13 protein-coding genes are annotated in these 13,729 nt (G+C 49.1%); all 13 read left to right on the top strand.

The features are described from left to right. Nucleotides 1-95 precede the first annotated feature (95 nt). The 13 genes from ACIFQN_RS02530 (at nt 96) to speD (ending at nt 13,670) form a co-directional block, all read left to right on the top strand. Entirely contained in the window at nt 96-1,160 is a 1,065-nt protein-coding gene (locus tag ACIFQN_RS02530; protein WP_429831451.1) for a Gfo/Idh/MocA family protein, read from the top strand. A 74-nt stretch (nt 1,161-1,234) separates the two neighbouring features. Beyond that, entirely contained in the window at nt 1,235-2,836 is a 1,602-nt protein-coding gene (locus ACIFQN_RS02525) for a glutathione ABC transporter substrate-binding protein (RefSeq protein ID WP_429831450.1), read from the top strand. A 75-nt stretch (nt 2,837-2,911) separates the two neighbouring features. Then, nucleotides 2,912-3,835 (top strand): ABC transporter permease subunit, encoded by a 924-nt coding sequence (locus ACIFQN_RS02520; protein ID WP_429831449.1) that lies wholly within the window; start codon nt 2,912-2,914, stop codon nt 3,833-3,835. A 15-nt stretch (nt 3,836-3,850) separates the two neighbouring features. Next, nucleotides 3,851-4,744 (top strand): ABC transporter permease subunit, encoded by an 894-nt coding sequence (locus ACIFQN_RS02515; protein ID WP_429831448.1) that lies wholly within the window; start codon nt 3,851-3,853, stop codon nt 4,742-4,744. An 18-nt stretch (nt 4,745-4,762) separates the two neighbouring features. Then, nucleotides 4,763-5,755 carry an ABC transporter ATP-binding protein gene (locus ACIFQN_RS02510; protein WP_429831447.1) on the top strand — a complete coding sequence of 331 codons (993 nt, stop codon included), beginning with the start codon at nt 4,763-4,765 and terminating at the stop codon, nt 5,753-5,755. Continuing rightward, entirely contained in the window at nt 5,748-6,710 is a 963-nt protein-coding gene (locus tag ACIFQN_RS02505) for an ABC transporter ATP-binding protein (protein WP_429831446.1), read from the top strand. Before ACIFQN_RS02510 ends, ACIFQN_RS02505 begins: the two co-directional genes overlap by 8 nt. A 39-nt stretch (nt 6,711-6,749) precedes the next feature. After that, nucleotides 6,750-7,952 carry an ROK family protein gene (locus tag ACIFQN_RS02500; RefSeq protein WP_429831445.1) on the top strand — a complete coding sequence of 401 codons (1,203 nt, stop codon included), beginning with the start codon at nt 6,750-6,752 and terminating at the stop codon, nt 7,950-7,952. A gap of 39 nt (nt 7,953-7,991) precedes the next feature. Continuing rightward, nucleotides 7,992-8,936 carry a Gfo/Idh/MocA family protein gene (locus tag ACIFQN_RS02495; protein ID WP_429831444.1) on the top strand — a complete coding sequence of 315 codons (945 nt, stop codon included), beginning with the start codon at nt 7,992-7,994 and terminating at the stop codon, nt 8,934-8,936. Beyond that, on the top strand, nt 8,933-9,925 hold the full coding sequence (locus tag ACIFQN_RS02490; protein ID WP_429831443.1) for a Gfo/Idh/MocA family protein: 993 nt from the start codon (nt 8,933-8,935) through the stop codon (nt 9,923-9,925). Before ACIFQN_RS02495 ends, ACIFQN_RS02490 begins: the two co-directional genes overlap by 4 nt. 133 nt (nt 9,926-10,058) lie before the next feature. After that, entirely contained in the window at nt 10,059-10,931 is an 873-nt protein-coding gene (locus ACIFQN_RS02485; protein WP_429831480.1) for a sugar phosphate isomerase/epimerase family protein, read from the top strand. Nucleotides 10,932-11,035: 104 nt separating this feature from the next. After that, nucleotides 11,036-12,241, top strand: coding sequence for an MFS transporter (locus tag ACIFQN_RS02480; RefSeq protein WP_429831442.1), 1,206 nt, complete (start codon nt 11,036-11,038; stop codon nt 12,239-12,241). A gap of 112 nt (nt 12,242-12,353) precedes the next feature. After that, entirely contained in the window at nt 12,354-12,725 is a 372-nt protein-coding gene (locus ACIFQN_RS02475; RefSeq protein WP_429831441.1) for a hypothetical protein, read from the top strand. A 132-nt stretch (nt 12,726-12,857) separates the two neighbouring features. Next, nucleotides 12,858-13,670 carry an adenosylmethionine decarboxylase gene (speD, locus tag ACIFQN_RS02470; protein ID WP_429831440.1) on the top strand — a complete coding sequence of 271 codons (813 nt, stop codon included), beginning with the start codon at nt 12,858-12,860 and terminating at the stop codon, nt 13,668-13,670. Nucleotides 13,671-13,729: the final 59 nt, after the last annotated feature.

Here is a 13,729-nt window from a genome sequence, read left to right as displayed (position 1 = left end):
GCAAAGATTAAGATAATTTTGTATCATCTAGTTAATAACTCCAGTGAAAAAACTAACTAACCAAAAAGCCATGCGAAGCGAATAGGGGGCAAATCATGAGCAAAGTAAAGGTCGCGGTCATCGGTGCGGGTTCCATTTCTGACATGCACATGCAATCGTACCAGCACAATGAACGGGCAGAGCTTTATGCCGTAGTTGATTTCAACGAAGAACGAGCAAAGGAAAAGGCTGAAAAATTCAACGCCAAAACGTATTACAGCAATTTGGAAGATGTGTTTGCAAACAAAGAAATAGAGGCAGTGAGCATATGCACATGGAACAATACGCACGCAGAAATCTCCATCGCTGCTTTGAAAGCAGGCAAGCACGTTCTGGTCGAAAAGCCTTTGTGCACATCCGTTGAAAGCGCTCTCCAGATTGAGGAGGCAGTAAAGCAAAGCGGAAAGGTACTGCAAGTCGGATTTGTCCGCAGATATGACACCAATGCCCAGCTCTTGAAGCAATTCATTGATGCCGGTGAACTCGGGGAAATCTATTACGCCAAAGCATCTTGCCTGCGTCGGTTAGGGAATCCAGGCGGTTGGTTTGCTGATAAGGAGAGATCCGGCGGAGGACCGTTGATCGACCTGGGTGTGCACGTGATTGATCTTTGCTGGTACTTGATGGGCTGTCCAAAGGTAAAGACGGTCAGCGGCAATACATACAACAAGCTGGGCAATCGCGCCAACGTCAAGAATCTTTCCTTTTACAAAGCGGCAGATTACGACCCTACCAAAAACACGGTAGAGGACATGGCCAACGCGCTCATACGTTTTGAGAACGGGGCTTCGCTCATGGTAGACGTCAGCTTTACGCTCCATGCCAAAAAAGATGAGCTGTCGGTCAAGCTCTACGGTGACAAGGGCGGTGCCGAGGTTGAGCCGGAGCTTTCCATTGTTACGGAAAAGCACGATACGATTCTGAATGTCAGCCCGCAGCTCGATAAATTATCGTTCGATTTTAAACAAGGCTTTCAGAACGAGATCGATCATTTCATCTCCAGCGTTCTAGGCGAAAAGCAGACACTGAGCCCTGTGCAAGACGGTGTGGAGATGATGAAAATTCTTTGCGGAATCTACGAATCAGCGCAATCCGGACGGGAAATCGAATATTCGGTCTAGGCGGCTGGCAGTGTACCCGAGGGACATCCAGAATTCATCTTTCAGATAAAAAATTGTAAGGGGGAAAAAGAATCATGAAAAAAGTGTCATATTTACGAGCAGCATCAGTCTTGCTTTTTTCAGCAGCTTTACTATTTGGGTGTTCCAGCGGCAACAACAGTACTGGAAGTAATACAGGCGGCAGCTCTACTCCGCCGGCTTCCACTGCGAAAGAAACGCCGGCGACACAAAAAGAGCAGCTGGTGGTGGCGGTCAACGAGAACTTCATCACGATGGACCCGCAAAATACAGGTGACGCTTTGTCATCAGGGGTACAGACCGCGATGTTCGAAGGGCTTTTGATCTATGACAAAGATTTGAAATTGATGCCTGGACTTGCAACGGAATACTCTGCGAATACAGATGCGACCGAATACACATTTAAACTGCGCCAAAACGTAAAGTTCCATGATGGTACGCCTTTCAATGCCGAGGCCGTCAAAATCAACTTTGACCGCATGAGCAATAAAGAAAACAATCTGCGTGCCTACCGAAATTATAAATATATCAAGAGCACCCAGGTCGTGGACGAGTACACGGTAAAAGTGACACTGAACCAACCGTTTAGTGCCATGATCAACAAATTCACAACCGGAATCATCAGCCCGCAGGCCTTGGAGAAATACGGAAAAGACATTGCGAAAAACCCGGTAGGAACTGGACCGTACAAATTTGTGGAGTGGGTCCAAGGCGATCATCTGACTGTGGAGCTGAACCCGGATCACTGGAATAAGGGAGCTGCCAAGGTTGCCAAAATTACCTACAAGCCAGTCCCTGAAAACGGCTCCCGCGTAGCGATGCTTAAAACGGGAGAGGCTGACGTGATCTACCCGTTGCCTGAGCAGCAAGTAGAGACACTGAGTGGAGCAGAGGGAGTCAAGGTAGAGAAAACTCCATCGACGATTACCCGTTATGTTTCGATCAATATGCTGAAAAAACCGTATGATGACCCGCGCGTGAGACAAGCGATTAACTATGCGGTAGACAAAGATGCGTTCATCAAAGTCGTAAAGGCAGGATATGGAACGAAGCTGGAGTCGGTCATGTCGCCTACGATTGCTCATTACGCCAAGCAAGGTGTGTATGAATACAACGTGGAAAAAGCAAAGCAATTGCTCAAGGAAGCTGGCTATGAGAACGGCTTTACCACTGAAATCTGGGGTAATACCAACTCAGATACGATGAAGGGGATGCAATTCATCCAGCAGCAATTGCAAAAAGTCGGCATCACTGTCGAAGTGAAATCAATGGAAGAAGCAACGTTGTCTGACGAAATTTATAACATCAAATCGCCAGAAGAAGCAAAAATGCACATGTGGTATGTGAGCTGGTCCTCTGCCGACCCGGATAACGCAATGCGCTCCCTGTTTAGCAGCGAGAACTTCCCGCCGGCAGGAGCAAACACCGCTTTCTACAAAAACGATTTGGTAGATAAGAGCATCAAGGAAGCTACCCAGTCTTCTGACCAAGCGAAGCAAAAAGAGCTGTATGGAATCGTACAAGAAAATGTATTTAAAGAAGCGCCATGGATTTTCCTCGCTGTCGATGAAATTTTGTATGGAAAACGCAGCAACGTAGAGGGTGTTTACATCACGCCAAGCGGCGGCATCTACGTCAGAGAAGCGGAATTTAAATAAACCAAAGAGCAGCGTTGGGGCGTTGCCTGCTGCCCAACGCTGCTTTACTTTTCCATATTTAGGAGGAACCGAAATATGTTCCGTTATATCGTGAAGAGGCTTATCGGGATTATTCCGATCATTTTCATCGTGTCGTTGCTCATTTTCTTTTTTATTCACTTGGTTCCAGGTGATCCTGTTCGTTTAGCGGCAGGAAAGGACGCTACGCTGGAAGAAATCACGCGTGTTCGTCAGGAATTGGGATTAGATAAACCGTTGTTGGTTCAATACGCTACCTATATGAAAAACTTGTTCACAGGAAATTTGGGTCACTCTTTAAAGACGGGGCTTCCTATTAGCGATATGTTCGAGAATCGGTACATGATTACGATGAATTTGACATTTATGAGTTTAGGCTGGGCACTTGTTCTGGGTTTATTGATCGGTACCATCTCTGCTGTATTTCGCAATAAATGGCCCGATTTTTTAGGAATGCTGACGGCGATTTCAGGCATTTCCTTACCTGGATTTTGGCTGGGACTCATTCTCATACAAATTTTTTCCGTTCAGCTCGGGTGGTTCCCAACTGGAGGAGCCGAAAGCTGGAAAAGCTACATTCTCCCTTCGATTACACTCGGCGCAGGAATCATGTCGATGCTTGCCCGTTTCACGAGATCCTCGCTGCTCGAAACATTGAAGGAAGACTTCATACGAACAGGGCGGGCAAAAGGCTTGAAGGAATCAGTGGTTGTACGCAAGCACGCGCTGAAAAACTCGATGATTCCCGTAGTTACCATTGCAGGCTTGCAATTCGGATTTTTGCTTGGCGGGTCGGTTGTAGTGGAGACTGTCTTCAGTATTCCGGGGATGGGCCGTCTCTTGATTGACTCGATTGCCTTCCGTGACTATCCGGTTGTGCAAGCGGTGATTCTGTTGTTCTCGCTGGAATTCATTTTGGTGAATCTCCTGGTTGATATTTTGTACAAAGCTCTAAATCCTAAGATTCGCTATGAAAGCTAAAGGAGGAGACTTTTTATGGAAGCAGTAAAAGAAGTGAGCCATAGCGCTCAGGTCTCCGTGGAAAAGCGGAGCTCTAGGATTGCTGAGTTTTGGACAAAGTGGAAGAAGCAAAAAACAGCGTTTTGGGCTGGTTTTTTTATCCTCTTTTTACTCTTCATCGCAATATTTGGTCCGCTCATTGCTCCGTATGACCCATATGAGCCTGACTATGATGCTACCCTGCAAACACCTTCCAAGGAGCATTGGGCGGGTACGGACGAATACGGCAGAGACATCTTGAGCCGGATCATCGTGGGGGCAGGAATATCTCTTAGTGTCAGCTTTACCTCGGTTTTGGTCGGTGCCGTAATCGGGACGATCCTGGGCTTGTGCAGCGGCTATTACGGCGGCTGGATCGATCGTCTCATCATGAGATCCAGCGACGTGATGTTTGCCTTTCCAGACCTGCTCTTGGCAATTGCGATTGTCGCGATTTTGGGGCCGGGCTTAACGAATGTGGTGGTTGCGGTAGCGGTCTTCAGTATTCCGTCATTCGCTCGGCTCATCCGCGGGAATACGCTGGCTGCGAAGGAAGCTGTCTTTGTGGAGGCAGCGAGATCCATGGGAGCGAAAAGCAGCCGGATTATTTTTCGCCACATTTTTCCGGAAACGGTCTCCAGCATGATTGTCTTCTTTTCCTTGCGTATCGGAACGTCCATTTTGGCAGCGTCCAGCTTGAGCTTTCTCGGACTGGGAGCAAAGCCTGAGAGTCCCGACTGGGGAGCAATGCTGAGCATGGGGCGTGATTATTTAGCCACCTCGCCTCACGTAGTGATGATCCCCGGGTTGGCTATCTTCCTGTCCGTACTGGCATTCAATCTGGTCGGCGATGGCCTCAGAGATATCCTGGACCCGAAAACGAAGAACTAATTGAGGGAGTTGGGGCAGATGAGTGAAAACATCATCGAGGTAAAGCATCTGCAAACGCAATTTACGAGAGACAACAAAAAGACAGTCGTCTTGGACAATGTCAGCTTTCATATAAAAAAGGGAGAAGTGCTCGGCCTTGTCGGAGAATCGGGCTGCGGAAAGAGTGTGACGTCCCTTTCAATCATGCGCCTGTTCAAGGATACGACAGGGGAAATCACGAACGGTGAAATTACTTACAACGGAACGAATATCTTGTCTATTTCAGAAAGTGACATGCGCGGCATTCGCGGCAAAGAAATCGCCATGATTTTTCAGGAGCCGATGACGTCGCTCAATCCGGTCATGAAGATCGGCGAGCAGCTCATGGAATCCATCCGTCTGCATCTGGGCTATTCCGATAAGCAGGCGAGAGATCATGCGGTAAGTATGCTGACCAAGGTAGGAATTCCGAGGCCGCAAGAGATTATGAGTGAATATCCGCACCAGCTGTCGGGCGGGATGAGGCAGCGCATTATGATCGCGATGGCCATGTCGTGTCGGCCTAATTTGCTGATTGCCGATGAGCCTACTACCGCACTGGATGTTACGATCCAAGCGCAAATCCTCGATGTAATGAAGCAGCTCCAGGCCGACGAGCATATGTCGATGCTGTTAATTACGCACGATCTGGGTGTTGTCGCCGAAATGTGCAATCGCGTGGTCGTCATGTACGCAGGGAGAGTGGTGGAAGAAGCATCCGTCTATGATTTGTTCGACGACCCTAAACATCCGTACACCAAGGGCTTGATCGGTTCTGTTCCCAAGCTGGGTCAAAAGCGCTCACGACTCGATTCGGTCCCAGGCAATGTACCCAATCCAAACCAGATGCCGAAAGGGTGCAAATTTGCCCCGCGCTGCAAGGATGTCATGTCTGTCTGCTGGGAGGAAGAACCCGCCATTACGACCACAGGACCAGAACGTTTTTGTCGCTGCTGGCTCTATAGCGAAGAAAGTAGGGATGCGCATGTCTAAGTCACTGGTGGTAGTGAATGGGATCAAAAAGACGTTTCCGATAGATAGTGGAATATTGGGCAGCAAAAAAAGTGTAAAGGCAGTCAATCACGTCTCCTTTGAAATCAAGGAAGGAGAGACATTCAGCCTGGTAGGCGAGAGCGGCTGCGGCAAGTCAACCACTGGCCGATTGGTGACAAGGCTGTTGACCCCCGATGAGGGGAAAATCTGGATCAATAATGAAGAGATCTCGAAAATGAATGAAAATCGGCTGCGCGAGGTGCGAAAGCAAGTGCAGATGGTTTTCCAGGACCCGTATGCCTCACTCAACCCGAGAATGAAAATTCGCGATGTGGTGGGTGAGCCACTGGTCATCCATACAAAGCTGTCCACGGCGGAAAGAGAAAAGATCATCGCTGAAATGCTGGAAGTCGTCGGATTAAATAGCTACCATGCCGACAAATTCGCTCATGAGTTCAGCGGCGGTCAACGGCAGCGGATTGGAATCGCGCGTGCGCTGATCTTGAAGCCGAAATTGATCGTGGCGGATGAACCCGTGTCTGCTTTGGACGTTTCCATTCAGTCGCAAATTTTGAATTTGCTGAAGGACTTGCAGGAAGAGTTTCACCTGACGTACTTGTTTATCTCCCATGACCTCAGTGTGGTGGAGCACATCAGCGATAAAATCGGCGTGATGTATTTAGGCTCTCTGGTGGAATCGGGGCCGAAGGAATCTATTTTTGCGAATCCGCAGCACCCGTACACCAAGGCGCTGCTTTCCTCTGTCCCGATTCCCGACCCGCGTGCAAAAAGGGAGCGGATTATTTTACAAGGAGATGTGCCAAGCCCGGTCAATCCGCCATCGGGATGCCTCTTCCATACTCGCTGTCCGTACAGTATGGAAGTGTGCAAGACCACGGTTCCGCTCCTCCGGGAAACCGCGGAACGCGATCATTTCGTCGCTTGTCACTTGTAAACTATTTTTTGAATCTATGTAAGCAAAAGGAAGGGTTCCATGCGTAGGACGGGTGATTTAAAGCTAATTCAAGAGTTGAATCGATCCATCATACTAGACACGATCCGTCATTACGGCCCCATTTCCCGAAGCGAAATAGCGAAACGGCACAAACTGAGTCCTACTACCGTTACGTCGGCTGTCAGTGAACTGATTCGCGACTCGCTTGTCAGTGAAGTGGGAACAGGAACATCAAATGGCGGACGAAAACCGATCCTCTTGCAGTTCTCGCCCGACAGCCATTTTTTGATCGGGATTTCGATTAGTGGGTCTAAAATTACGATCGCGGAAATGAACTTAGAAGCGAAGGTTAGCAAAAAAGAAGTTTATCCGATCAAGTCGTATCAAGGCGACAGTGTCATCACCTATTTGCTGCAAATGATTGAGCAATTCTTTTTGCCCTATGAGAGTCTGGAAAATTGCATCGGAATATCGATCGTCACGCAAGGAATCGTGGACTCGGACAATGGGGTCATTCGCTATAATCCAAAGCTGAAATTAAAGGATACACCGGTCAAAGAGATTGTCGAGAGCCGTTTTCAGATCAAAACATGGGTCGATAACGACACCAATGCCTACCTGCTCGCGGAAAAAAGTATCGGTGATTTCAGCCACTATCAAAACATGCTCTATGTGACGATCGGGGATGGATTGGGGTCCAGTATCTTGGTAAACGGCTCCATCTACCGGGGATATGCCGGAGGCGCCGGTGAATTCGGTCATACCACGATTGATCGCGCTGGTATTCGCTGTGATTGCGGAAATATTGGTTGTCTTGAAAATTATGTGAGTTGGCCGGCGATTTACTCAAAGCTCTTGTCGGCGCTCGCGAAAGGAAAGCCAAGCTGCATTTTTGAGCTGGCCGCCCGTGACATCAATCGCATATCCTCGGCCATTTTTCGGCAGGCGTTGGCGCAAAAAGATCCGCTGGCTGTAAGCATTTTAGAAGAAACCGCTTCTTATTTGGCATCAGGACTGGTCAATCTCGTGCACCTCTTTAATCCGGAGGTCATTATTCTCGGCGGTGAAATCGCGTTCGAAAATGAGCTGCTCGTCTCCAAAGTGACGGAGTATGTAACCGAGTATGCACATGGCATTTTAACAGAGGGACTCGCGATCCGCCCCAATTCGCTTGGAGAAGATGTGGAAGTAGTGGGAGCGGCAGCGGTGCTGTTGCAGGACAAATTTCAATTTTCGCTCTAACGCAAGAGCGGGCATGGTCAGTGGAGATGGGAGGGGCACATGGTGAAAGTAGTTGTAGCGGGTGGGCAGTATGTAGGGAGCAGAAACCAAGCGGCCTGGTCTCAGCAAAAAGAAGCAGAGGTAGTCGGTATGGCAGACAGTGTAGCTGCATTACGTGAACTGCTGAAAGAAAAGGAAGTCGATGTTGTAGACATTGGACCCACCCTGGAGTCACCTGAGGAGTGGATCGTGCCTGCTGCCGAGGCCAAAAAGCATGTGATCTGTGATTTTGGCGGGCAGATTGGAGTAGAGGCAATCCGCGAAGTGGCAACGTTATGTGAAAACCAAGGTGTCCAGCTATTGTTAGCAAACGCGTTACGCTTTTCGCCAGAGTATGAGCAGGCTCGCGAGCATGTCCAGCAGGGCGCGATTGGCAAGCCGGGTGTCATCCGGATGAGGAGAAGTGGCCCCGCACCCGCGCTGGGAGCAGGTAAACCATGTATTTTTAACGATTTGGGCGCAGAGGAATTTGATTGGCTGCACTGGACTTTTGGCAATGTCGTGCGAGTCATGGCTAGACGAGTCACGCATACGGACGAATTCGGTCAACAAATGGAATATGCGCTGGTCATATTGAGACACGAAGATGGAACGATTGCTCATGTCGAGCTTTCCTGGGCCGAGGAGGATGAGCGAGCAGCCTTTGAATTGACAGGTGATCTGGGCATGATTTGGCACGACAGCTCTGAAAGCCAGCCGATCGTATTGCAGATGAGCAAACAGCAGGAACAAGCGGATTCGGGCGCCGAGCGATTCACTGATGTAGCTGACGCTGATCGTTGGCGACGCAGCCGTGAGCACTTTCTTCGCTCCCTGTCCGGACAAGAGCCGCTCAGACTCTCTTTGGAAGATGTGATTTATGCGCGGGAAATCGTGCAAGCCGCACGCCAATCGGCTGAGACGGGGCAACCGGTCCAGCTCGTAGACGGAGGTAACTCCCGATGAAAATAGGAATCATCAGCTTTGCTCATATGCATGCACATAGTTACGCCACTTATTTGCAAAAGCATCCGGACGTCCAATTCACCGCCATTTGGGATGCCGACGAGAAGCGGGGAAGAGAGATGGCGGCAACTTATCAGGTCGATTACTACCCGGACCTGCAAGACTTTTTGCAGACGGATATCGAAGCTGTCATTGTCTGCTCGGAAAATGCGAAGCACAAGGAGCATGTGATCGCCGCCGCCAAAGCGGGGAAGCAGATTTTATGCGAAAAGCCGATTGCGACAGAAGTGAAGGATGCTGAAGAAATGATTCGCACCTGCAAGGAAGAAGGGGTCATTTTGCAAATTGCCTACCCCGTCCGCTTTGCGCCAGTAATGGAACAAGTGAAGAAAATGATCGAGTCCAAAGCAATCGGGGAAGTATTGGCTATCAACGGTACCAATCACGGGCAAATGCCTGGCGGATGGTTTATTGACAAAGAACTTTCCGGGGGCGGGGCAGCCACCGACCACATCGTTCATCTGATGGATCTCGTTCGCTGGATGCTAAAAGATGAAGTGAAGAGTGTTTACGCTGAACTGGATACCCGCTTTTACGAGATTGATGTGGAAGATTGCGGAATGGTTTCACTGGAATTGGAGTCGGGCGTCATCGTGACCATCGACCCGAGCTGGTCTAGGCCCAAGACATTCCCGACGTGGGGCGACGTGACCATGCATATCGTCGGAACCAAAGGTACGCTATGGGTCGATGTATTTAAACAGCATGCCCTCTACTACAATGACCGAGGCAATAAACTGCAGCAGCTGCCATGGGCAGTGGATATGGATGAAGGGCTTATCGCGGATTTCGTTCAGTGCGTCAAGGAAAAAAGATCCCCTTCTATTACGGGGGAGGATGGGCTGCGCACGCTCGAGGTCGTCAAAGCCACCTATGAATCCAACCGCTGCAAGCAGGCCGTAATGATTACCAGGGTGCCTCTCTCCTAACACTTCCGGGCCTAGGAAGGGAGGGATGGAGTCGAACAAAGATGACGACCAGACCGGGCTGCATGACGCAGAAAAAGATAGAAGCAGTGGATGTAGGGCCAATGACAATGACACTACTAATGAGGTGGATGAGATGAAAATCGGATTGAGCACATATAGTTTGCTGACTGCAATCAGAGCAGGCGAGATGGATGTACTGGATGTCGTGCAATGGATTGCCGACAATGGTGGCGAGCATATGGAAATCGTGCCCTACGGCTTTACATTGGTCGACAACTACGAGCTGGCTGATGCCGTTCGGGACAAAGCCAAAGCGGTAGGGATTGAGCTGTCCAACTATTCGATGCCGACGAACTTCATTCAGGAAACAGAAGAAGCCTTCGAGGCAGAAGTAGCACGGGTGAAAACGCATGTGGATTTATTAGTTCGGATGGGCATCAAGCATATGCGTCACGATGTATCGGCTTTTACCGTTCCAGTAGAGCAAACAACGATCGAGTACTTCGAGAACAACCTGGATGTCATGGTAGAGGGCAGCCGCCAAATTGCCGACTACGCCGCGCAATTCGGAATTACGACGACCATTGAAAATCACGGCTGGCTCGTCCAAGCGAGCGACCGCGTACAGCGTGTATTGCAAGCGGTCAACCGCCCGAATTTCAAAACAACTGTAGATATTGGCAACTTTATGTGCGTCGATGAAGATTCGCTGGTTGGTGTGAAGAAAAATTTGCCGTACGCCTCTCTTGTTCACTTCAAGGATTTTTATTTCCGTCCGTATTACAATGAGCCAGGTGGCGGAAAATGGTTCAAGACTGTCAACGGCAATTACTTGCGTGGAGCTATCGTCGGCCAAGGAGACATCCCTATTCGTGAAGTCGTCAAGCTGGTGAAACAGTCCGGCTACGACGGCTATATCACGGTTGAATTCGAAGGAATGGAAGACTGCCGAGAAGGGTCCAAAATCGGCATGGACAACTTGCGACGTTTCTGGACTGAAGTGTAGCGGATGATAGGGGAGGAGCATTGCGATCTGTATCGTGATGCTTCCTTTTCTATTTGGATGGAAAAAAATGCTTCTAACTGCAGGAAAGAAGGTTTGTCACTGCCATGTCGTTCTCCTGGAAAAGAAATCTCGTCGTGCTGTGGATCGGTGTCTTTTTCTGTAGCACAGCTTACTCCCTTTCGATCCCTTTTTTGCCGCTGTTTTTGTATAACACGCTCGGGGTTCACGAGCATCTGGAAGCGTGGTCGGGAATCTCCTTTGGGATTACCTTTTTAACGGGGGCATTCATCGCACCTTTTTGGGGTTCGCTCGCGGATCGGTACGGGCGCAAGCTGATGATGATTCGGGCAGGGTTTTGTCTCGTGCTGATTTATTTCTTGTACTACCTCGTTACAGATCCGTACGTGTTTTTAGGTGTCCGCATGTTGGAAGGTCTCTTGGCTGGCTTTGTTCCCTCTGCCATTGCGCTGGTCGCGACCAACACGCCCGAAGAGCACGCAGGCTATGCCTTGGGAATCATGGCCACGAGTGGCGCGACAGGAGGAATTGTCGGGCCGTTGATTGGGGGAGTTGTCAGTCATTTGTGGGGCAATCGCGAAGCCTTTCTTTTTTCCTCGTTGCTCGTTCTAGTGGCAGCCCTGATTGCTACCTTCCTCGTGCGTGAGGTCCGTGTCACTTTGAAACAGCGCTCCTCGGTCCGGGACGACTTGCGATTGGCGATGTTGAACCGTCCTTTTATGATTGTGCTTGGACTCAGTATGATGGTGACGGTGTCCGTCATGCTGCTGGAACCGCTGTTGACTGTGTACGTTCTGCAGCTAGGAGCTTCAGAGCAGGATGCATCGCTTAGCTCGGGCATCATTTTTTCTGCGATGGGGATAGCTACGGTCCTGGCAGCACCGCGGTGGGGGAGAGTAGGGGGGAAAATCGGCTACACCAAGATTTTGTTTTTCGGGCTGTTAGGCGGAGGGATTGGGAGTGTGCTGCAATTCTTTTTTACCAACCTTTACGGGTTTGGCATTCTGCGCTTTCTGTACGGCTTGTTTTTCGCAGCCGTTTATCCGGCGATCAATGCGCTGATAGTCAAAGTGATCGAGCCCGATTTTCGCGGGAGAGCGTTTGGGTTAAATCAATCCGCCATGCAGTTTGCCAATATGATCGGACCGTTACTGGGTGGCTTTCTTGGAGGAGTGATCCCGATTCGGGTGATTTTTATCATAAATGGGGCGGCGCTTTTGCTGACGGCTTTGTTTATCAAATACAAAAGGCTCGATGAGACTGTCTTTCGCAAAGAAAGGATGGAGGGGTAGCCGGAAAAATCCAAATTTGTACTTTTGCCTACGGGACGCATAACTATGGGTACATATACTGTAGGGTACCTTCAGGAGAATACCTCATATCAATAGGAAGGAGAGGTCAACCGTGGCAATCGGACAGGTAACAAGAGTGAGCTTGCCGTATCCCTCGACGTGGGAAGTACAAGCAAGTTTTGGTGGTAGACCTTCGTCACTCGGAACACTTGTCATTAACAATGTTAGTGGCAACAGGGTCAGTGGTGCTATCAGCTTTCGCAGAGCGTTTATCCCTATCCAAGGCTTTTGGAATGAAAACACGAGACAATTCTGGTTTGAATCCCCGTACGCATCCTTTGCTGGTACTTTAGCTTTTCGGGATGATCCGCAAATTAACCTCAGACATTACGTACTGAGGGGGAATGTGACAATGAAGACGCCCTCGATACGGGCAGGCGAAACGGGGACGTGGACGGCTACAACCAATATGCGTATGCGTTAACGCAATAGGTCTCATCCTAGAGTGGATGGGGCCTTTTTGCTGTCAGATGATGAAGAGAGGGAGTGTAGGTTTTGAGAAAGATGATTTGGGAAATCATTGCTACTATTGCCATCATAACAGGGGGAAAAACGTTTGGAATGGACGCCTGATCAACACATAACGCTGCACGGCTTTAATAACCTAACCAAATCTCTCAGCTTCAACATGTACGATATTTGTTATACGAAAACAAAAAAAGAACGGGAAGCATATTTGGAATACATAGATGAACAGTACAATGCGGAGCGCTTGACACACATTTTGAAAAATGTGTCGGATATTATCGGCGCGCACGTCCTCAACGTCGCTCAGCAGGATTATGTGCCGCAGGGGGCGAGTGTGACTTTTCTCGTCTCCGAGGGACCTGTGGTGGAAGTCCCGACGGAGTCGTACGAGGAATCGCCAGGACCCTTGCCAGATAGTGTTGTGATGCAATTGGACAAGAGCCATATTACCGTGCACACTTACCCTGAGTACCATCCTGACGAGGAGATCAGCACATTCCGAGCGGATATTGATGTTTCGACCTGTGGGGAGATTTCACCACTCAAAGCACTCAATTATTTGATTCGCTCATTTGATACGGACATGATGACGATTGATTATCGCGTGCGGGGCTTTACCCGAGATATTAATGGCCACAAGCTGTTTATTGACCACGATATCAGCTCGATCCAAAATTACATTCCAGATGAAGTGATAGACTTGTTCCACATGATTGATGTGAACGTCTATCAAGAAAACATCTTTCATACCAAATGTAAGCTGAGACAGTTTGATTTGAACAACTATCTGTTTGGGTATACGAAAGATAGACTCACACCAGAAGAGCAAAAAGAAATAACAGAACGCTTGCAACTAGAGATGGACGAGATTTACTACGGTAAAAATATAGATCGGAATTAAAAGGCTTCTCCTTTTTGACGTGTATCAGGAAGAGTCAACCGGAAGTGGAGCAGTGGCGT

It is taken from the genome of Brevibacillus sp. NRS-1366 (genome assembly GCF_050467985.1).
Note: the sequence above shows the minus strand (reverse complement) of the source record. Positions and strands in the feature narration are given on the sequence as shown.

Excerpts from the sequence above, each read along its gene's own strand:
- ACIFQN_RS02530 (WP_429831451.1), top strand. The coding sequence starts at position 96 with ATGAGCAAAGTAAAGGTCGCGGTCATCGGTGCGGGTTCCATTTCTGAC.
- ACIFQN_RS02525 (WP_429831450.1), top strand. The coding sequence starts at position 1,235 with ATGAAAAAAGTGTCATATTTACGAGCAGCATCAGTCTTGCTTTTTTCA.
- ACIFQN_RS02520 (WP_429831449.1), top strand. The coding sequence starts at position 2,912 with ATGTTCCGTTATATCGTGAAGAGGCTTATCGGGATTATTCCGATCATT.
- ACIFQN_RS02515 (WP_429831448.1), top strand. The coding sequence starts at position 3,851 with ATGGAAGCAGTAAAAGAAGTGAGCCATAGCGCTCAGGTCTCCGTGGAA.
- ACIFQN_RS02510 (WP_429831447.1), top strand. The coding sequence starts at position 4,763 with ATGAGTGAAAACATCATCGAGGTAAAGCATCTGCAAACGCAATTTACG.
- ACIFQN_RS02505 (WP_429831446.1), top strand. The coding sequence starts at position 5,748 with ATGTCTAAGTCACTGGTGGTAGTGAATGGGATCAAAAAGACGTTTCCG.
- ACIFQN_RS02500 (WP_429831445.1), top strand. The coding sequence starts at position 6,750 with ATGCGTAGGACGGGTGATTTAAAGCTAATTCAAGAGTTGAATCGATCC.
- ACIFQN_RS02495 (WP_429831444.1), top strand. The coding sequence starts at position 7,992 with ATGGTGAAAGTAGTTGTAGCGGGTGGGCAGTATGTAGGGAGCAGAAAC.
- ACIFQN_RS02490 (WP_429831443.1), top strand. The coding sequence starts at position 8,933 with ATGAAAATAGGAATCATCAGCTTTGCTCATATGCATGCACATAGTTAC.
- ACIFQN_RS02485 (WP_429831480.1), top strand. The coding sequence starts at position 10,059 with ATGAAAATCGGATTGAGCACATATAGTTTGCTGACTGCAATCAGAGCA.
- ACIFQN_RS02480 (WP_429831442.1), top strand. The coding sequence starts at position 11,036 with ATGTCGTTCTCCTGGAAAAGAAATCTCGTCGTGCTGTGGATCGGTGTC.